The sequence below is a fragment of the Thermosyntropha tengcongensis genome, from assembly GCF_055381335.1.
The window spans coordinates 510996-529602 of sequence record NZ_AP042437.1; the positions used below are offsets into that span (position 1 = coordinate 510996).

The window sequence follows — 18607 nt, forward strand, 5'->3', positions numbered from 1 at the left end:
TACAGGATGGGGAAATATGCGCAGCGGCAAAGAACATATACTGGAGGCAGCCAGAAAGGTTATTGCCAGGGCAGGGATAAGGGATGCCAGTATGCAGTCTATCGCAGAAGAAGCTGGGATGACCAAAGGGGGGCTTTATTATCACTACCAGGGAAAAGATTATATCCTCTTTGATCTGGCAGACAGATTTTTGCGCGAGACGGCAGCTCCTGTCAAAAAGTCTCTTTTTAAAGGTGAAGATAAGGAAAAACTGCTTGAAACCTTGCTGAATGGAATAAAAAAAAGATTGGAAAATCCGGAGCATAATCTGCTGCAGTTTTACCTGGTACATGAAGCGATACTGGCTAAAAATGAAGAGCTTTATGAACTGGTGGTAAACAAATTTAGAAAATGGATCGCTACTTCTGAGGCAGCTATAGATGTGATGTATGACCAGCCGGATATAAAGACCAAGATGGCTTTGGCTGCTTCGACCATTGCCATGATAGATGGTCAGGCTATGCAGCTTATCTTAAACGAAGAACTTGTCAATGTGGAAGACCTGCTGCTTTTATGGGAAGCTTTTTTCAAATGCGGGATCCCGGCCATGCTTGAATATTTAAGAGCCAAAGAAGAAAACCCCCTGCTGTAAAGGGGGTTTTTAAATTGGGGGGATCTATATGCTGTTTACATCTTTATACATAGCCTCGATAACTTCTCTGTACTTTTCATTTATGACTTTCCGCTTAACTTTAAGGGTAGGTGTAAGTTCACCGCTTTCCTGGGTAAATTCATGGGGCATAAGGGTAAAACGTTTTATTTTTTCTACCTGTCCCAGGTCTTTGGTAAGTTCATCTATGCGCTTTTGATAAAACTGGATTATATGCGGATTTTTTACCAGGTCTTCATTACTGTCAAAGGGGATGTTGTTTTGTCTGGCATACTCCCTGAGTGCTTCAAATGCCGGAACGATGAGTGCTGATACGAAATTTCGGTTATCTCCTATTGCCACTGCCTGTTCAATATAATAATCAGCTATTAGCAGGGTTTCTATATGCTGGGGAGCTATATATTTCCCACCCGAAGTCTTGAAAAGGTCTTTTATGCGGTCAGTTATCACGATAAAGCCCTGTTCGTTTATGTAGCCTATATCTCCCGTTTTGAGCCAGCCGTCTTCAGTAAATATTTCTCTGGTCTTATCCGGGTCTTTATAGTAGCCGGAGGTCATAGCAGGACCTTTAGCCTGGATTTCTCCTTCGGAAGATATGCGGACATCCATAAGGGGTACTATGGGACCGCAGGTTCCAAACTGGTTGCGCTCCGGGGTGGAAACACATATGGGAAAACCTTCAGTAAGCCCGTACCCCTGAAAAAGGTATACCCCTGCCGCAAAGAAAAATTCCCCTATTTCAGCAGAAAAGGGGGCTCCTCCCACATTGTAAACCCGGGGCCTTCCTCCAAAAACTTCCCTTATTTTGCTTAAAACCAGCCGATCTGCCAGCCGATATTTTATTTTAAGGCTGAAGGGAATTTTCCCGGTTTTTAACTGATAGTGATATTTTTTGCCGGTTTTAATGGACCACATGAAGAGTTTTCTCTTAACTGGAGGAGCATTGTTGATATCATGCAGTACCCTGGCATGTATTTTTTCCCACAGGCGGGGAACTGAACACATATAATGGGGGCGCGATTCGCGCAGGAATTCTTCCAGGGCTTTAGTATCATGACAGTAGTCGACCTGTCCCCCGCCGCAGAATATATTATAGGTCCAGGCCCTTTCAAAAATATGGGAAAGGGGGAGAAAAGCCAGGTTAACCGCATCTTCGGTTATAGGTATCCGGTAGCCTGGTTCAAGGCCATTAAAGTCGATGTGGTTCTGCAGAAAAGTGGCAAACCAGTTGCGGTGGGTAAGCATAACCCCTTTGGGGGTGCCGGTAGTGCCGCTGGTATAGATGATGGTAGCCAGATCATCGGCATTTGCCTGGCTTAAACGTTTTTCTACCTCTTTTTTCCATGCAGGTTTTTGCCCAAGCTGCAGAAAATCATCAAAATGCATTATATTATCGCTTTTATCAATTCTTACCCGCCGGTCAAAAACGATAATATATTCAAGAGAAGGTGAACTTTCTTTTATGCTTACTGCTTTTTGGTACTGCTCTTCTGTACATACAAATAAAACCCTGATTTCAGCATGGTCTACTATATATTTAAGCTCTGCTGCGGAGTTGGTGGCATATACCGGGACTGATGCCGCACGAATGTTAAAACAGGCAAAGTCAGCAACCGCCCAGTAAACACAGTTGGGAGAAAATATGCCCACCAGTTCCCCTTCTTTTACTCCCAGTCCTATAAGGGCACCTGCACAGTCATCTATCATCCTGCCGAACTCATGCCAGCTGAAAGCTTCCCAGTTGCCGTACAGCTTATGCCTCACGGCTATTTTATCTTTTCCGTATTTTTGTACCCTTTTTCGCATCATCCAGCCGAGGTGTCTTTCCTCAGCCAGGCGGGCTTCAAACTGGTCTTCGATAGAATGATTATCAAGTACATATTTTCTCTTTCCCTGCATCCTGAGTTCCCCCCGTAACAAATACAACTTTACCGACCGGTAGGTTTACTATAATATATCAAATCAACGTAAAATATTCAATAATAAAATTTTATTTAAAATAATTTACCCATCGAACTATAAAAGATGCCAAAAAAGAACAGGCATTAAAAGCCTGTAAAATTTCAAATAAGTGTTGGTTGTGGGTATTCAACAGATTATTTTTCTTCCCAGGATATTATTTCCCAGCCCCGGTTGGAAGGTTCTATAAAGTGAGGAGGCGCTTCATAGGTCATGCGTTCATCATAGGCATAATTTTTGCTCTGGTATCCCCGCCAGCTGCTGCCGCTGTTTTGCCCTACAGCACCGCGGACTTTTTGGATAAGGGCTCCCCGCTGGTATATGGTGCTGTATTTATGAATATCATGCCAGTACCTGGTGGAGTCAGGATAATATTTTTCAAACCCAAATGAGCCGTTTAAAGCGAATATGGCCCCATAGACATTTGCATTATTGGGAGCTACATTGGCCTGGGGATCAGAAATGCTGGGACTAGGTTTGTCAAACCAGCCTTTGCAGAGTATCCACACATTATTGTTGGCTATCAGCCCCAGCAGGTCATCGCCTGATGCTTTATAGCCGACAAGTTCTCCATTTTCATAGACCGGGGTAAAGGAGGTACTGGCATAGATTATCCCGCCGTTGCCGCCGCTTCCTGCCCCAGTAGGCTTGCTGCGGGCAGAGCTGAAATTGTAATCTGTCGGGTCATAGCCGGTAATGTATATTTCATTGGCGGCGGCGATGGTAAGTTTTCCTTTCAGGGTTCCTGATACAAAGGCATTTCCCAGGTTGCTGGTGAATTTCTGGCTGGTATTCCCGCTTGCCCCATCAACATATATGACCCGGTTGGAGGGCAGGGGCCTGGTTTCCGGGTTGCCGCTGTTGACATTGGGATTGCGGATAGTGACTGTACCGTCAGGGTTAAGCCTTATGCTGGTGCGGCCGTTGTAGTAATAGCCTCCGTTCTGGGCGCGTATTTTAAGTTCCGAATTGGAAGGAGGAACCTCCAGAGGGGTAGCCCAGCTGATGCCTTTTTTAAATTTTGGATAGCTTCCATTAACCGGATAAGGACCGTTGAAGTCAGGATCGGAAGCTCCGCCGCGCCATACTCCGCTGTAGAAGTGAATGCGCCCGCTGTAGGTAACCCGCCCGTAAAAGATAGGATTGCCGTCAATAACCAGGTTGCCGTTGGTATGATAGGGGCCGTAGACTTTGTCATTGCTGGTCCAGCGGATGTCAGAAGGGTCATCAACCGAAAAATATGAATAGCGGGTAAAAGTGCGCTGACCCAGGACTGCGGTTATGGTTTTCTTTATATCAGGTTCCCGGTTGGACCAGCCGGTAGATTGTACTTTTATATAGCCGTTTCCCTGTTCCAGGACTTTTATGATATATTTCCCGTTTTCAAAATTTATTTCCCGGTTAAGGCTGGGAAAAGAAGTATTTTTATTCAAAGACCACAGGTAGTGGTTAAGGCCGGCTTCGGCGTAATGCAGGGCATCTATCCCTGACTGGTATTTGACATTAAAGGTGGTCTGGCTGCTGTTTATGGCAAGTGCGGAATAGGCAAGGATAGCTATAGGGATAAAGAGTATGAGCACCAGGGGAAGTGCGATGCCATTTTTGTTTTTTACATATTTAGCCAGCAGATTTAGCATTTTTTCACACCCCTTTATTGCGCACGGCAAAAGCTTCTTCAACAGATACCGGCTGGGATTCTTTGCAGGATGGGTCGTTTATTTTAAAACGGATTACTATCTTTTTGCCTTCTCTTTTAAAATAAGGAAGTGCCTGCTGATTGCTGTCAGTCAATGGGGAAATGTTTTTAAGGATTACTTTATAGCTGTCCTGGTTCCCTTTTAATACCTTGCTTTTTTCCAGCTGGTTGTTGTTTATTCGGTACTTTATGGTATAGGTCTGGCTGTTTTCCGCCATTTCCAGCTGCAGCAGGCGGTCAGAAACATCCAGCAGGCTGGCTTCCCGTATTTCATTGCCTATCCTGGGTAGGAGGCTGCGCACTTCATTCATATAGGAGGCTTCCTCTTCTGATTTATGCCAGGTTTTTCCGGTTAGAAAATAAAAGTTGAATATACCTCCTACTGCCAGGGTAAGGATGCCCAGAACCAGGATTAGCTCAAGCAGGGTAAAACCTTTTTGTCCAAGTTTTTCTTTCACTTATTAACCACCTTCTATCCTGAACCAGATTACCTACGCAGAGGCCCGCCTTCGGAAGGGGGTTTATCCGCATCGTCAGGCAGGGTGAAACCGTCGGGCAGATAATAGGCGCCTTTTTTGAGGATTACATTTTCGCTGTTGTGGTATCTTACATCTTTATAGAAGTAAGCTTCACCGTATTTTATGCCAGGCAGGCCGTGGTTGCCCTTATAATCAGTTATTTCCTGCCCATCATACGCTTTTTTTATTACCAGCTGGCCATTTTCGTCCTTGATGGACACTTCTTTGCCATTATAGGGGATATTGGAATCGATAATTTTAAAAACCAGCCTGCCGCTGCTGTTCCCCACTTTTTCCAGTTCCACCGCATTATTAAAAACAGCGGTGTTGCTGCGCAGCCCAAGCTGTGCATTTGCTCTTACCACTATCTTATTGGCAAAAGCGATTGATGATGCTGTATAAAGCGGCGAACCTGACAGAAGTTCCAGGGTACTGTCTTGATTGGAAGCAGCTAAAATACAAGGTTTTAAGACATACATAGTAAGGGGAGGCTCAGCCTCCGGGTCCAGAGTCACTTCAATAAAAGCTATGCCTTTATTGCTGAGGGAAGAAGGGTTAGCATTTATAATTGTCCCGTTTATCCAGGAAAGGGCAGCGGCAGACAAGGGATTGGTTATTTGAGGTATTTTAACAAGATATATTATCAATTTTTTTACGGTTCCCGGAGCAGAAAAATCTCCTTCCCAGGGCCTGTTTTTTACCTCGTCCCAGGCTCCATAATCTCCATTTTTACCTGCGGGAACATAACCCGGTATCCCTGGATCTTTATCCGGGCTGTTTTTGCTATCTGCCCATTTAAACTGGTATCTGCCGGCAAAGCCTTCCCCTACCGGCCATAGGTTATAAAAAGGGTGGCCGGATATTTCCCCATTTGAAGAAGAAGAGGAGAACAGATAGTCTTTGTCCGGCTCAGTTGCCTTTTCAGGGTAAGGATAGTTTAGCTTCAGCAATCCCTTTAGCCCTGAATCAAGGCCAAGTACCACCGGGTTATCCTGCAAGTCTTTAAGAAAGATTTTTAAGCTGCAGGGTTCTTCTACCCAGGCAAAAAGCTGGCGGGTGCTGTTGTTGCTGATCTGTATATCTTTTTGCGGATAAGAGCCGGGAAAGATAATCATGTTCCGCATGGAAGGATCGATATCTACCTCGTATTTGCCTTCCGGCATAGCCAGAAACAGGGCAGAGCCTTTGCTGGTGGTGTAAACCTGGGTTAGGCTGCCATCTTTCTTAGCAACCACCTTTATTCCAGAAACTGGCTTTATGAGGTTGACATCAAATTCTCCTGTGCTGGGATTAAGTCCAGCCCCCCAGGCTTTAAATACGCATACCCTGAGATTGGCTCCGGTAAGGGCTGGCTGTTCCGCATCCCGGGAAAAAAGGGAGCTCAGTTCGATATTTACTGCTTGTTTTCCCTGGTAAAAAAATCCGGGGCAGGTTACCTTTATTCTAACCTGCTTGTAGTCCCAGTCTGCATTGTTCCCGGACAGACAGCCTCCTTCTTCGATCCAGTTGATGAAGGTTTGAACTTTGAAAGTGTAGCGCCCGATTTTCACGGATTCTTCCTGGGGTATGTTGCCGGGTGGGTTTCCTCCTATAGTACCTATCTCATTAAAAGGCAGGGCTCTTATTTCTTCCATTTTCCTGTTGGCCAGATTGGTGGCTATAGTTTTGGCCCGGTTGTATTCGGAAGAATGGCTGCTGAAGACCAGTATGGGAGCCAGGGATACGATAATAATGCCAAGTATGAGCACAGAAAGCAGGACTTCCAGCAGGGTAAAACCTTTTTGCCTGGCAATGTAGGGCATTTATTTTTCCTCCCAATAATTAGAGTTTAAAGAAGGGAAAAAGCCATAAGTGCATAATTAAATCATTAGAAAGCTGATTTTTATTTAATTTTAGCATACTGGTGCCGTAAAAAAATAGGATTTTGGATAGTTATTTTTGAACATTTGCAATTTTAATAAAATATAGAATTTGTAGAGAAATGATAATAATATATAAAATTAAATCTAATCTTGTCGATAATGTTTACAAATTTTTTGTAATTATGATAAGATACTGCTAAGCAGTTTCCATTTTTTTGAAATTGCCTGAATTGTGAGGACTATAGGGGGAAAATGAAGAAAAATTTCACATAAACATATAAGGCTGGTGATTTTTAGATGGCGGTAAAGCCTAGGCGGATGGGAGAAATGCTGCTGGAGATGGGGATAATAACACCGGAACAGCTGAATGAAGCCCTGGAGGAACAAAAGACGACCGGGGACCGGCTGGGCAAGATTCTGATAGACAAAGGATTCATCACGGAGAACCAGCTTCTGGAAACCCTGGAATTTATGCTGGGAATTCCTCATGTTCAGCTGAGCAGGATGCAGATAGATCCGGAAATTATTAAGCTCATACCTCCCCATATAGTAAGAAAGCATAAGATACTCCCCCTTAACCGAACGGGGGCCGGCATTATGCTGGCCATGGCTGATCCCTTGAACCAGCAGGCGATAGATGATGCACGCATGGCCAGCGGACTGGATGTAATACCGGTGCTGGCCAATGAAAGGGAACTTGACAATGCCATAAGGCAGTACCTGGCTTTCCAGATGGATCCGGGAATGGAAAAAATACTTAATGAGTTAAGAGAAACTTCCCGGCAGACAAGGCGCGAAAATATTAACCTGATAAGGATAGAAGATGAGGCACCGGTCATCCGCATGGTGAACTCTATATTAAGCCAGGCCGTACAGGGAAGGTGCAGCGATATCCACATGGAACCCCAGGAAGGGGATATGCGGATAAGGTTCAGGGTAGATGGTGAGCTTTATGAAGTGCTGCATATTCCAAAAGCTTCCGAACCAGCTGTAGTGTCCAGGCTGAAAATAATGGCTGGCATGGATATAGCGGAAAAAAGGGTGCCCCAGGACGGCAGGTTTGCCTTGAACATGGAAGGAAGGGAAATTGATTTTCGCGTTTCTACCCTGCCTACCACTTATGGGGAAAAAGTAGTCCTGCGCATACTGGACCGGGCCAATGCTTTAACCAGGATTGAGCAGCTGGGGCTAACCCCCCAGAACCAGGAAAAGCTTTTAAGGCTGGCTAAGAGGCCCCACGGCATGCTTATTGTAACCGGACCTACGGGTTCGGGAAAAACTTCGACCCTTTATGCCCTTTTGAATGAAATAAACTCGATAGACAAAAATATAATTACGCTTGAAGACCCCGTAGAGTATACTTTAGCCGGGATTAACCAGGTGCAGATTAATGTTAAGGCAGGGCTTACGTTTGCCAGCGGGTTAAGGTCGGTATTAAGGCAGGATCCGGACATTATCATGGTGGGGGAGATAAGGGATAACGAAACAGCAGAACTGGCGGTCAAAGCTGCCTTAACCGGGCATCTGGTGCTTTCTACCCTGCACACCAACAGTGCGGCAGGGACGGTAGCCAGGCTTCTGGATATGGGGATTGAAGGGTTTCTTTTATCTTCCTCCCTTATAGGTATAGTATCCCAGAGGCTGGTAAGAAAGCTCTGTACCAACTGCCGGCAGTCCTATATTCTGGATAAAGAAACTGCCGAGAGGCTGGAAATACCGGAGGAAGCTGGACAGCAGTTTTACCGCCCCGCTGGCTGCAATATGTGCCGGCAGATAGGCTATCAGGGAAGAACAGCTGTCCATGAGATTATGCCGGTCACGCCAGGCATAAAAAACCTTATAAGCCGGGGAAGGGTAAGCGAGGAGGAGATAGAAAGAAAAGCCAGGGAAGAAGGGATGGTAACTATCAAGATGGACGGCATCATGAAAGCCAAAAAAGGGATTACTTCCCTGGAAGAAGTGATGAAAGTTGTTTATCTGGGAGGATAACAGCAATGCTTACGGCTTTAGAGATTATAACCAGAGCTGTGGAAATGGGAGCCTCCGATGTTCACCTTACGGTTTTCAGACCGCCGGTTTACCGGATAAATGGGCGGCTTGTGTCCCTCCCTGGAGAAGAGGTGCTGAAACCGGAAGATACCAGAAGGCTGGCTGAAGAGATAATTCCCAACGAAGAAGTGCGCATAAATTTCAAGCAGAATGGACAGGTGGATTTTTCCAACTCCTTTCCTGGAATAGGGCGGTTCAGAGTAAACCTATATGTACAGAGGGGGTCCATAGCGGCAGCCATCCGCATAATTCCCATGAATGTTCCTAATATAGATAATTTGGGCCTGCCTTCTGTAGTTAGGGAATTTGCCATGAAAGATACCGGTCTGGTTCTGGTAACCGGGGTTACCGGCAGCGGCAAGTCTACTACCCTGGCAGCCATGATAGACCTGATGAACCGGACGCGCAGTCTGCACATACTTACCCTGGAAGACCCCATTGAATACCTGCACCGGCACGGCCAGTGCATGATAAACCAGAGGGAAATAGGCATGGATACCAGGTCTTTCCCCCAGGCTTTGAGGGCAGCTTTAAGGCAGGATCCAGATGTAATAATGGTGGGGGAGATGAGGGATCTGGAAACTATATCCACCGCCATCACCGCTGCCGAAACCGGGCATCTGGTGCTGGCTTCCCTGCATTCAGGCAGCGCTACCCAGACTATCGCGCGCATAATAGATGTTTTCCCACCTGAACAGCAGACCCAGATAAGGGTACAGCTTGCCAATTCCCTGCAGGGGATAATAAGCCAGCAGCTTATCCCGAGAGCTGATGGTAGGGGGAGGGTGGTGGCCTGTGAAATCCTGGTGGCTACCCCCGCGATTCGCAATCTCATAAGGGAGAATAAGATTCACCAGATTTATTCAGTTTTACAGACCGGGGCTGCCTACGGGATGATAACCATGGAAAAATCGCTGCGCAACCTGTATGAAAAAGGGCTTATTGGCCTCGATGAGTTTAATAAAAGGATGGACAGCAAAGATAATCAGCTATTTTAGTTAGTTAAAAAGGGGGAAGAGTGTTTTGCAGTACCGCTACCGGGTGCGCGACATGAATGGCAATCTGTTGAGCGGGGTGCTGGAGGCAGAGAGCAGGGAAGCAGTTGTCCGCACTCTCCTGAGCCAGAACTATTATATAACAAGACTGGAAGAGGTGAGTGCAGGCAGCCGCCAGATAGGAGGAGGATTCAGCCTGGGATGGGTTCCTACCCGGGATCTGGTGTTGATGACCAGGCAGCTTGCTACCATGCTCTCTGCCGGGCTTTCCATTTTGAGGGCCTTTAATATCCTGGTGGAGCAGACGGGAAATAAGATGTTGAAAAAAGCGCTGATAGAAGTGCGCGATGATATTGAAAGCGGCCTTCCCCTCTACCAGGCTCTGGCCAAACATCCCCGCATATTTTCAAAAGTCTATGTAAGTATGGTAAGGGCCGGCGAGCTGGGAGGGGTTCTGGAGGGGGTCCTGGAAAGGCTTGGCGAACATCTGGAAAGGGAAGATGAAATAAACTCCAAGGTAAAAACTGCTTCTATTTACCCTTCCATAATCGCTGTTTTTGCACTTATAGCTGTATTTTTTATAATTACCTTTATTATGCCTACTTTTGTCGGCATGTTTGAATCAGCCGGTGCAGCCCTTCCCAGACCTACGCAGATATTGTACCATACCGGGCTTTTTTTGCAGGGTTCCTGGTATATGGTGGTTGCAGGGATTATCCTGCTGGCCTTTATATTGAAAGGGCTGGGAAAGACGGAAAGAGGCAGGATGTTTTTTGATACCCTGTATCTTAAAATTCCGGTTATCGGGAAGGCCAGTTCCAAAATAATCGTGGCACGCTTTGCCCGCACGATGGGGATACTCCTGCGCTCAGGCATTCCTGTCCTGCAGGCTCTGGAAGTGGTGGAAGATGTGGTGGGAAATGTGTATATAGCAAGAGCTTTGAAAGAGGCCAGGGAGAGCATAAGCGAGGGGGACTACATAAGCGCGCCTTTAGCGGAGGCAGCTATTTTTGAGCCCATGGTGGTGCAGATGATTGCGGTAGGGGAGGAAACCGGGGCTCTGGATGCCATGCTGATAAAGCTGTCCGACTATTTTGAAAGGGAAGTTATGCATACGGTTGATGCCATGATGGCCATGATTGAGCCAGCCCTCATAATCCTGGTAGCCCTTCTGGTGGGAGGGGTAGTTGTATCCACACTCCTGCCGGTATTTGAAATGGTTAATGTGGTAGGCCAGGGAGCCTAGGGAGGTGAAGGGATAGGGATAGATAATAGAGTGCAGGATACTGGCGAAGGAGGTGAGAAAGGAGAAAGATTGTGATTTTTTGGTTTGGTATTCCGGATAATGATTAAGAACAAAAAAGGGAGGAGAAGATTTATGCTTATTAAAATGCGGGAAATGATGAAAAACAGACGCGGATTTACCCTTATTGAGCTCATTGTGGTAATGGCCATTCTGGCTCTGCTGCTTGCTATTGCGATTCCCAGGTTTGGGAATGTGATGAGCTCTTCCAAAGATAAAGCCCACAAGGCCAATATTGAAATGCTGGAAAGGGCTGGAGAGCTTTATTATGCGGAAAACCAGGTTTCATCAGATGTCACATTTAATAAAAGCAATTATAATACAAATGGCTTTGAAAAATATGTAAAGAAATGGCCTGACAATCCTAAGGGAACTGGCGACTATACGGTAACCATAAAGGCAAACGGGGATATTATAGTGTCTCCGCAGAATTAAAGATATCCTGCCAGTTTAAGCAGTTATGAAGATGGAGCTTATAATTTTTATACTGGGACTTATCATCGGTTCTTTCCTGAATGTGGTCATCTGCCGGCTTCCTTACGGGAAGTCGGTAGTATGGCCAGCAAGTTTTTGCCCTGCCTGCGGTGAAAAACTAAAAGTTTGGGATTTGGTGCCGGTTTTAAGCTATGTGTGGCTTAAAGGCAGATGCCGCTACTGCAGGGAAAAGATTCCTCTCACTTATCCAGCGGTAGAGCTTTTGACTGGAATCCTTTTTCTCCTGGCATACATAGAGTATGGATTTTCCCTCCATACCTTATCCGGGTTTGTACTGCTGTCTTTTCTCATACCGGCGGCCTTTATCGACCTTAAGGAAGGCATTATCCCGGATGAGATTACCTATACCGGGACGGCGGCGGGGATTATCCTTTCGCTTTTTACTATCGGGATAAAGTCGGCTTTCCTGGGAGGGCTTATCTTCAGCCTGTTTTACCTGCTTATCGCGCTAGTTTCCCGGGGAGGGATAGGGGGAGGAGATATCAAACTGGCGGCCCTTATCGGGGCTTTTGTGGGACTGGAAGGCATTCTGCCGGTTTTCGTGATATCTTCCCTTACAGGAGGTGTTTTCGGGCTTTATTTGATACTTGCCGGCCGCGCGAACCGCAAAACCGAAATCCGCTTTGGGCCCTTTCTGGCAGCAAGTGCCTGCCTGGTCTGGCTTTATGGAGGGGAGTTAGCTTACTTTTACTGGCTTTGGTGGAGTGGGAGTTGATGGGAGTATGACAAGCTTTCTGGCAGATGGTAATGAAAACGGGCTTACCCTGGTAGAGGTTCTGGTTTCCCTTGTAATAATTTCTCTTTTGACTGTTTGTTTTCTGCCTCTTTTTTCCATGGCTTCGGTTTTTGTCCGCTGGTCGGGGGAAGAAAGCCGGATGTCTTCCTATGCGGTGATGGTTATAGAATACCTGAAAGCTTATCCGGGAGAGCTGGAAGAAGGCATGAGCCTTTCCGACATAGATGAAGCGGAGGTAAGGGAGGTCCCGCATGGCTTGCAGGCCTCTCTCCAGGTAGCAAGATATGGGGGGGAGAGCCTTTATACGGCCAGGGTTACCGTTAAAAGCAGCCTTTTTCCCGGCAAGCGGGTGGAGATGGCGAGTATAATAGCCAGATACTGAGGGGGAGAAGATGAAAGGAGAAAAGTTCTGGCAAAAAGGGTTTACCCTTCTGGAAGCCGTTATAGCTTTGGGGTTTTTTGCCCTGCTTGCCTGTACTGCTTTGAGCCTCCTGCAGCTTGGCACTTCCTGCTTCAGCTACAGTGATGAAAAGGCAGGCGTGCAGTATGAGCTGAGAGCGGCGCAGGAAAGGATAGTGCAGGATGTGAGGGAAAGCCAGTTTTTAAAAGACAGGCCGGTAACCGTGGTGAATGAAAAGAGAATGGTAATTGAAAAGCTGGAAGATATAAACGGCACCAGCACGCGCGTAAAAATAACCTATATGCTGAACAGTGAAGGGCAGCTGGTTAGGCAGATAAACCGGCTGGATAATGGAAGCCTGGTCAGCGCCATGCCGCTTACTGACATAAAAGTGGTGCCGGTGTTTAAAGAGGCAGGAAATCCTGCCAGCTATTACTATATTAAGCTGGAAGGGGTAAATTCCCGGGGAGATAGAATTCTTCAGATGGTGGTGACAGGGTTAGGCCGGAGGGTGGAGTAAAAAATGGCGAAAATAAGAGGGGGTAAAGGCGAAGAGGGCAATATAATGCTCCTTATCCTGGTGACTCTGCTGGCTCTGGCTGTTCTGGGGACTGCGGTGCTGAATGTTGCGGGCATGGAGCAGAAGCTGGCCCTTTATGACACAAAGGTTAAAAAGGCTCAGAGCGCAGCAGATTCCGGGTTAGAAATAGTGCGCGACTTTTTTATAAAAGAACTTAAAAATACTTCTGAGCTGAATCAGGACAGGGTAAATGCCATAAAAAATGAGGCGCAGGCTAAGCTGGTAAAAGCTTCCCCTTTTTCCCTGCCGGATGGAAGCCAGATTTTTATAAAGGAAGTAGATACCAGCAGGCTTTTGAACTATGGAGAAGTAAAGGTGGTTGCTGCAGGCAAAAACGGCAAAGCCTCCCGCAGGGTGACGGCGACTTTGAGCTTTAATACCCTGCCGGTAAAGGCGCTCCATGCCGACAGGCTGAAGGTGGTCGGCACTTACTATCTGGAATCAGATAATGTCCCTGTAAATGTAGATGGGTATTATGCGGGAAGGAATGTATATGAAAGCCCGCAGAAATGGCCTTATATAGAAGAAACAGCCTACACTATAAAACCGGATGACGGCAACAGCCATATAAGTAAAGAGGCTTTCTGGTGGACCAATGCCAGTGAGGAGCTTGTTATATTGGGGGTAAGGACTGGTCTTTACAAGATTCACTATGCCCCCTATTACCGGGCACAGGGCAGGCTCCTGGCTGACAATCCGGAAGAAATCTGGTTTAACTGCTGGGATGACCAGCCTGGGAATTACCGGGGCAACCTTTTTTACCCCGGCAGCGACCTGTCAAAGATAGCTGATAGTTTGGATCCCTTGAAATGGGGATGTGTAAGGCATGAGCCGCCCCGAAATCCAGACCTGTTTAAATCCCGGCATTTTACAGGGAGCGGTATAGCAAGCCTTTCTGAAAGGGGAATTTACCGCAAGCCGCCGGAGTTTACGGAAAAACATCTGGAAAAGATAAGGGAGGTAGCCAGGAAGGAAGCTAACGAACCTGGGGGCAAATGGGCCTATATAAATAACGGGAATACTACCCTCTACCTTTTTGCCTTAAAACGTCCTTATACCTTTGTAGAGCTTAATCCGGGCAGCACTTTAAATATAAGCTTTGGGGTACCTCCTGGACAGAATATAGTAAGTGCGATAGCCAATTTCTTCTTTACCGTTATAAGCCTTTTTACAGAAGGAGTGCCGGGGGTTATGCTGGTAACCCCGGCAGATGTTAGGATAAGTTTTAACAATGACCTGTTTAATATTATAAATGAAGTCGAACAAATTTTGGGGACTATTTTTACCCGCGTCAAGGAAGCCCAGTATCTTTTTATAACTCCCGGCAATATAACCTTGCAGTATGATGCGCCTCTAACGGTGGAAGACTGGAACATTTATGCCCTGGCAGGCAAAAATATTGATGTTTTATGTGAAGCAAAACCTCTCAATTCCTTCTGGAGCTACAATCATGGGTCGCTTAATGCGGGAGGGAATCTAAATATAGTCCTTAAACACGATAAAGATATTATCTGGGGCAATCAGGTTAGCACTGCGGATCGTGTTTTTAAAGTGCGGAAAGACACCAGGCCTGTGGAAAGTTTCAGGGAAAGATGGAGCTTAATTGGCATAGGGAGGATTGTATCCTACAAGGCGGAAAATGGCGAATGATTATAAAGGCGGGGAGGCGGAAGATTGTTTGGGAAGAAAATAAGTGTTGGCATTGATATCGGCACAGAAAAGACAAAAATCATCGTTTTGCAAAGGAAAGGGAAGGAAGCGGAGATAACAGCAGTGGAGAGCTTTTTGACCCCTCGGGGGTTTGTGGACAGCGGCAGTATAATGGAACCGGTTCTCCTGGGGGAAGAGATAAAGAAAATAGTTGACAGTTTGAAAATAAAAGGCAGAGCCGCTATAGCTTCGGTATCCGGTCCGCAGGTTTATACCCGTATTTTCACCATGCCGGAAATGAAAGAGGATGAGATAAGGGAAGCTGCTGTTTACCAGGCCAGCACATTTTTGCCTATCCCTCTGGATGAGGCAGCTGTTGATGTTTATCCACTGCGGGAAGTAGAGGCGGAAGACGGCAAGAGGATTGAAGTTTTTTTTGTGGCGGTACGCAAAAGCCAGATTGAAAGGCTGCAGACAGTTTGCGAAACGGCAGGACTTGCCCTGCAGGTGGTGGATATTGAGCCCCTGGCTCTGGAAAGGGCAGCGGAAACGGGAGAAGGGGTAAAGGCCTTCCTCAATATAGGTTCCAGCCGCGCGTATTTTTCGGTTTTTGAAAAAGGGATGCTTACCCTGCACCGTTCGCTGTCTTTTGGCTGTTCTGCCTTTCTCATAGCTGGCCATCCTTCCTGCCCGGTACCTGAAGCTCTGGAAAATATAGATATAAGAACTGGAGAATACGATTTCCTTGTAAATGACATGATGAGTGAGCTGGTGCGGGCAGTAGAGTATTACCGGCTGCAGAACAAAAATCCGATTGAGAAATTGTACTTATCCGGGGGAGGTTCACGGCTTAAGGGGCTGGATGAGATTATAACGCAGAATACCGGCATCCCTGCCGGGCAAGTCAGGATAAACAGTAAACTGCGCGGAAAGTGCCTGGAAGATAACCAGAAATTAAAGGAATTGACCCATGACTTCATGATCGCACTGGGGCTGGCTATGCGGGGGGTGATGTGATGTTTAGAAAAAAGATCAAGGAAAGGGAACGCATCCTCATAAATCTGCTGCCCCGGGATAAAGAAAGGGAAAAGAGAAAAAGGGAGCTTGTTATTATTGCGGCGGCTTTGCTTCTGGTTATGGCGGCTACCGGTTTATGGACGAAAAATATGCTTTATATGATTGGACAGGAAGAAATGCGCAGCCGTCAGCTGCAAAAAGAGTTAAAGATGTATGCGGATAAAGGATACGGCATGGATTATACCCAGCTTAAGGCAGAAGTGGAAAAGAAAAAGGCAGTGGTGGAAAAGCTGGAAAGAGAGAAGATATATTACGGTTCTTTTCTGGAGGTTTTTCAGGATATTAATTCTTCCAGCCCTTATATAAGCTATATGGAGGTTAAGCCGGGATATGTGAATATAGAAGGCTCCGGACGGGATTATGATGAAACTTTGTCTTACCTGGAATGGCTGCTTGGCCAGGACAAGGTGGTAATTATTGAAAAACTGGCTACCTATACCGGAAAGGATACCGGTCGGCTTAATTTCCATATGTCAGTAAGATGGGAGAGTGAAAGATGATGAAAATGTCTCCGCGGGAAAAAATCCTGGTAACCTGTTTAATATTTCTGATGATAGCAGGAGGTTTTTACCAGTATATATATACCCCTTTATCTGGAAAGCTTGAAGAGCTGAAAAGGAATAACGAGCTTCTGGCCAGGGAGATTATAAATGTAAAGAAAGAACAGGCCAGAAAGAAAAATCTGGTGGCAGAGGCGGAAAGCCTGCAGGCTGAGTATGAACGGCTTAACCTCATAATACCGGTGGAACCGGAGATGCTGGAAGCGGCAGGTTTTATAAAAGAGGCCGCCAGAGAGTGTGAAGTCTCCATTACCTCGCTGGAATATGAGCCGGGTGAGGAAAAGGAAGGGGTAGCGTCAATAAATATGAAAATAGTTGCTGAAGGACGTTATCTTCCGCTGCTGGCTTTCATAAAAAGGATAGAAAACAGCTCCCGTTTTTATATGATAGAGAATATGAGCTTAAGTGCCAGGCCGCTTGAAAGTTCAGGAGCATCTACCGGAGAAGGCGAAAATGAGGAAAAGCCGGCAGGGAAAGCTTTGCTTTTACCTTTTGATCCGCATTATTTCAGCCTGGATTTAAAATTGCGCACCTACTGTGAAAGAATGTAATATAATAAAGCTGAACAGCCTTTTTTAAAAGGCTGATTTATTTTTTAACATCAAGGAAAAATAAAATAGAGAAGATAATGTGGGGGGAGCTTATGTTTAGCAAAAAGGTACTGGAACATGTTTTAGACAGAGCCCTGGCCAAAGGCGCCGACTTTGCAGAAATTTATATAGAGGAAAAAAAGACTGGAAGCCTTCTGTATGAAGACTCCCGGCTGGAACAGGTTAATCAGGGCATAGAAAAAGGAGCTGGAGTAAGGGTAATAAAAAAAGGCAACACCGGTTATGTTTATACAAATGACCTGAGTGAGGGAGGGCTTTTAAGAGCAGTGGAAACAGCCAACCATGCCGCATCAGAGGTAAGGAATCTTGATAAGGAACTTTCGTTAAGGATAAAAGAGCCACTTTATACTTTTTCCCCCCGGCAGATGCCGAATGAAGTAGAGCTGGGTCTCCGTATAGAATGGGCAAAAGAGGCGGATAGAGAGGCAAGAGGCCTGGGGGAGGAAATCAGGCAGGTTACAGTAGGTATAGCTGATGTGCAGAAAAAAGTGGTTATAGCCAACAGTGAGGGGGAAATGGTAGAGAAAGAGGAAGTAAGGACCAGGGCGGTGGTAAATGTAGTAGCCTGTAGAGATGGGGTTCTGCAAACAGGTTATGAAACAGCAGGAGGATCTACGGGGTGGGAAATACTGGATGAAAATAGTTTGCCGGATTTGGCCCTTAAAGCAGGGGATCTGGCAATAAAACTTTTAGATGCCAAACCAGCGCCGGCTGGTAAAATGCCGGTTATTATGGCTGCTGAGGCAGGGGGCACTATGGTGCATGAAGCATGCGGGCATGGTTTGGAAGCTGACCTGGTAGCCAAGGGGCTCTCTGTTTACCGGGATAGAAAGGGGCAGCAGGTGGCAGCAAGCCTGGTAACGGTAATTGATGATGCGACACTGGATAAAAAATACGGCAGTTATGTATTCGATGACGAAGGGATACCGGGACAGAGGACGGTTTTGATAGAAAAGGGAGAACTTAAAGGGTATATGTATGACCGGCTGACGGCCAAAAAGGACAATGCTTTTTCTACTGGCAACGGGCGAAGAGAGTCTTATCAGCATAAACCTGTACCCCGCATGAGCAATACTTTTATTGCTCCCGGGCAGGATCGGATAGAAGAGATTATCAGATCTACTTCCCATGGGCTTCTGGTAAAGAAAATGGGGGGAGGGCAGGTAAATACCACCAATGGCGACTTTGTTTTTGAGGTTAAAGAAGGTTATATAGTAGAAAATGGAGAAGTAAAAGAACTGGTAAGAGGGGCTACTATTTCCGGAAACGGGCCGGAGGCGCTAAAGAATGTGGACCGGGTAGGGAACGACCTGGGCTTTGCGATTGGAATTTGCGGCAAGGACGGGCAGGGGGTTCCCGTAGCTGATGCCCAGCCTACTATAAGGATTCGGGAACTTGTGGTAGGAGGAACAGCAGGAGGGGATGCCCCCGGTATAAAAAAGATAATGAGAAGGTAGGTGCCTTCAA

17 protein-coding genes are annotated in these 18607 nt (G+C 46.3%); 13 read left to right on the forward strand and 4 right to left on the reverse strand.

Annotation, left to right across the window (positions count from 1 at the left end; genetic code table 11):
* Nucleotides 1-16 precede the first annotated feature (16 nt).
* Entirely contained in the window at nucleotides 17-631 is a 615-nt protein-coding gene (locus tag ACZ42E_RS02460; protein WP_464892874.1) for a TetR/AcrR family transcriptional regulator, read from the forward strand.
* A gap of 24 nt (nucleotides 632-655) precedes the next feature.
* Here ACZ42E_RS02460 and ACZ42E_RS02465 read toward each other — a convergent pair whose 3' ends face one another.
* The 4 genes from ACZ42E_RS02465 to ACZ42E_RS02480 all read right to left on the reverse strand — a co-directional run bounded on the left by ACZ42E_RS02465 (nucleotide 656) and on the right by ACZ42E_RS02480 (nucleotide 6624).
* Nucleotides 656-2548, reverse strand: coding sequence for an AMP-dependent synthetase/ligase (locus ACZ42E_RS02465; protein WP_464892875.1), 1893 nt, complete (start codon nucleotides 2546-2548; stop codon nucleotides 656-658).
* A gap of 197 nt (nucleotides 2549-2745) precedes the next feature.
* Nucleotides 2746-4245: a hypothetical protein gene (locus tag ACZ42E_RS02470; RefSeq protein WP_464892876.1), complete on the reverse strand. Its 1500-nt coding sequence runs from the start codon at nucleotides 4243-4245 to the stop codon at nucleotides 2746-2748.
* Nucleotides 4246-4249: 4 nt separating this feature from the next.
* Nucleotides 4250-4762 carry a PulJ/GspJ family protein gene (locus ACZ42E_RS02475; protein ID WP_464892877.1) on the reverse strand — a complete coding sequence of 171 codons (513 nt, stop codon included), beginning with the start codon at nucleotides 4760-4762 and terminating at the stop codon, nucleotides 4250-4252.
* A gap of 29 nt (nucleotides 4763-4791) precedes the next feature.
* Nucleotides 4792-6624 (reverse strand): type IV pilus modification PilV family protein, encoded by a 1833-nt coding sequence (locus ACZ42E_RS02480; RefSeq protein WP_464892878.1) that lies wholly within the window; start codon nucleotides 6622-6624, stop codon nucleotides 4792-4794.
* Nucleotides 6625-6981: 357 nt separating this feature from the next.
* Between ACZ42E_RS02480 and ACZ42E_RS02485 the strand changes: the two genes are divergently transcribed.
* The 12 genes from ACZ42E_RS02485 (at nucleotide 6982) to ACZ42E_RS02540 (ending at nucleotide 18597) form a co-directional block, all read left to right on the forward strand.
* Nucleotides 6982-8673, forward strand: coding sequence for a GspE/PulE family protein (locus ACZ42E_RS02485; RefSeq protein ID WP_464892879.1), 1692 nt, complete (start codon nucleotides 6982-6984; stop codon nucleotides 8671-8673).
* 5 nt (nucleotides 8674-8678) lie between these two features.
* Nucleotides 8679-9731: a type IV pilus twitching motility protein PilT gene (locus tag ACZ42E_RS02490; RefSeq protein WP_464892880.1), complete on the forward strand. Its 1053-nt coding sequence runs from the start codon at nucleotides 8679-8681 to the stop codon at nucleotides 9729-9731.
* Between the two features lie 25 nt (nucleotides 9732-9756).
* Complete coding sequence (locus tag ACZ42E_RS02495) at nucleotides 9757-10974, forward strand: type II secretion system F family protein (RefSeq protein WP_464892881.1); 1218 nt, start codon at nucleotides 9757-9759, stop codon at nucleotides 10972-10974.
* 132 nt (nucleotides 10975-11106) lie between these two features.
* Nucleotides 11107-11466 carry a prepilin-type N-terminal cleavage/methylation domain-containing protein gene (locus ACZ42E_RS02500; RefSeq protein ID WP_464892882.1) on the forward strand — a complete coding sequence of 120 codons (360 nt, stop codon included), beginning with the start codon at nucleotides 11107-11109 and terminating at the stop codon, nucleotides 11464-11466.
* 25 nt (nucleotides 11467-11491) lie between these two features.
* Nucleotides 11492-12241, forward strand: coding sequence for a prepilin peptidase (locus ACZ42E_RS02505; RefSeq protein WP_464892883.1), 750 nt, complete (start codon nucleotides 11492-11494; stop codon nucleotides 12239-12241).
* A gap of 7 nt (nucleotides 12242-12248) precedes the next feature.
* Nucleotides 12249-12644 (forward strand): type II secretion system protein, encoded by a 396-nt coding sequence (locus ACZ42E_RS02510; protein ID WP_464892884.1) that lies wholly within the window; start codon nucleotides 12249-12251, stop codon nucleotides 12642-12644.
* A gap of 10 nt (nucleotides 12645-12654) precedes the next feature.
* Nucleotides 12655-13182, forward strand: a complete 528-nt coding sequence (locus tag ACZ42E_RS02515) for a PulJ/GspJ family protein (RefSeq protein ID WP_464892885.1) — start codon at nucleotides 12655-12657, stop codon at nucleotides 13180-13182.
* A 3-nt stretch (nucleotides 13183-13185) separates the two neighbouring features.
* Nucleotides 13186-14892 (forward strand): hypothetical protein, encoded by a 1707-nt coding sequence (locus ACZ42E_RS02520; RefSeq protein ID WP_464892886.1) that lies wholly within the window; start codon nucleotides 13186-13188, stop codon nucleotides 14890-14892.
* Nucleotides 14893-14916: 24 nt separating this feature from the next.
* Entirely contained in the window at nucleotides 14917-15909 is a 993-nt protein-coding gene (pilM, locus tag ACZ42E_RS02525) for a type IV pilus biogenesis protein PilM (RefSeq protein WP_464892887.1), read from the forward strand.
* Nucleotides 15909-16469, forward strand: a complete 561-nt coding sequence (locus tag ACZ42E_RS02530; RefSeq protein ID WP_464892888.1) for a hypothetical protein — start codon at nucleotides 15909-15911, stop codon at nucleotides 16467-16469. The genes pilM and ACZ42E_RS02530 overlap by 1 nt, the downstream gene beginning before the upstream one ends.
* Nucleotides 16466-17080: a type IV pilus inner membrane component PilO gene (locus ACZ42E_RS02535; protein WP_464892889.1), complete on the forward strand. Its 615-nt coding sequence runs from the start codon at nucleotides 16466-16468 to the stop codon at nucleotides 17078-17080. Before ACZ42E_RS02530 ends, ACZ42E_RS02535 begins: the two co-directional genes overlap by 4 nt.
* A gap of 92 nt (nucleotides 17081-17172) precedes the next feature.
* Nucleotides 17173-18597, forward strand: coding sequence for a TldD/PmbA family protein (locus tag ACZ42E_RS02540; protein ID WP_464892890.1), 1425 nt, complete (start codon nucleotides 17173-17175; stop codon nucleotides 18595-18597).
* The last annotated feature ends 10 nt before the right edge of the window (nucleotides 18598-18607 follow it).

Excerpts from the sequence above, each read along its gene's own strand:
- ACZ42E_RS02500 (WP_464892882.1), top strand. The coding sequence starts at position 11,107 with ATGCTTATTAAAATGCGGGAAATGATGAAAAACAGACGCGGATTTACC.
- ACZ42E_RS02515 (WP_464892885.1), top strand. The coding sequence starts at position 12,655 with ATGAAAGGAGAAAAGTTCTGGCAAAAAGGGTTTACCCTTCTGGAAGCC.
- ACZ42E_RS02465 (WP_464892875.1), bottom strand. The coding sequence starts at position 2,548 with ATGCAGGGAAAGAGAAAATATGTACTTGATAATCATTCTATCGAAGAC.
- ACZ42E_RS02530 (WP_464892888.1), top strand. The coding sequence starts at position 15,909 with ATGTTTAGAAAAAAGATCAAGGAAAGGGAACGCATCCTCATAAATCTG.
- ACZ42E_RS02460 (WP_464892874.1), top strand. The coding sequence starts at position 17 with ATGCGCAGCGGCAAAGAACATATACTGGAGGCAGCCAGAAAGGTTATT.
- ACZ42E_RS02470 (WP_464892876.1), bottom strand. The coding sequence starts at position 4,245 with ATGCTAAATCTGCTGGCTAAATATGTAAAAAACAAAAATGGCATCGCA.
- ACZ42E_RS02540 (WP_464892890.1), top strand. The coding sequence starts at position 17,173 with ATGTTTAGCAAAAAGGTACTGGAACATGTTTTAGACAGAGCCCTGGCC.
- ACZ42E_RS02480 (WP_464892878.1), bottom strand. The coding sequence starts at position 6,624 with ATGCCCTACATTGCCAGGCAAAAAGGTTTTACCCTGCTGGAAGTCCTG.
- ACZ42E_RS02520 (WP_464892886.1), top strand. The coding sequence starts at position 13,186 with ATGGCGAAAATAAGAGGGGGTAAAGGCGAAGAGGGCAATATAATGCTC.
- ACZ42E_RS02510 (WP_464892884.1), top strand. The coding sequence starts at position 12,249 with ATGACAAGCTTTCTGGCAGATGGTAATGAAAACGGGCTTACCCTGGTA.
- ACZ42E_RS02485 (WP_464892879.1), top strand. The coding sequence starts at position 6,982 with ATGGCGGTAAAGCCTAGGCGGATGGGAGAAATGCTGCTGGAGATGGGG.
- ACZ42E_RS02490 (WP_464892880.1), top strand. The coding sequence starts at position 8,679 with ATGCTTACGGCTTTAGAGATTATAACCAGAGCTGTGGAAATGGGAGCC.
- ACZ42E_RS02505 (WP_464892883.1), top strand. The coding sequence starts at position 11,492 with ATGAAGATGGAGCTTATAATTTTTATACTGGGACTTATCATCGGTTCT.
- ACZ42E_RS02535 (WP_464892889.1), top strand. The coding sequence starts at position 16,466 with ATGATGAAAATGTCTCCGCGGGAAAAAATCCTGGTAACCTGTTTAATA.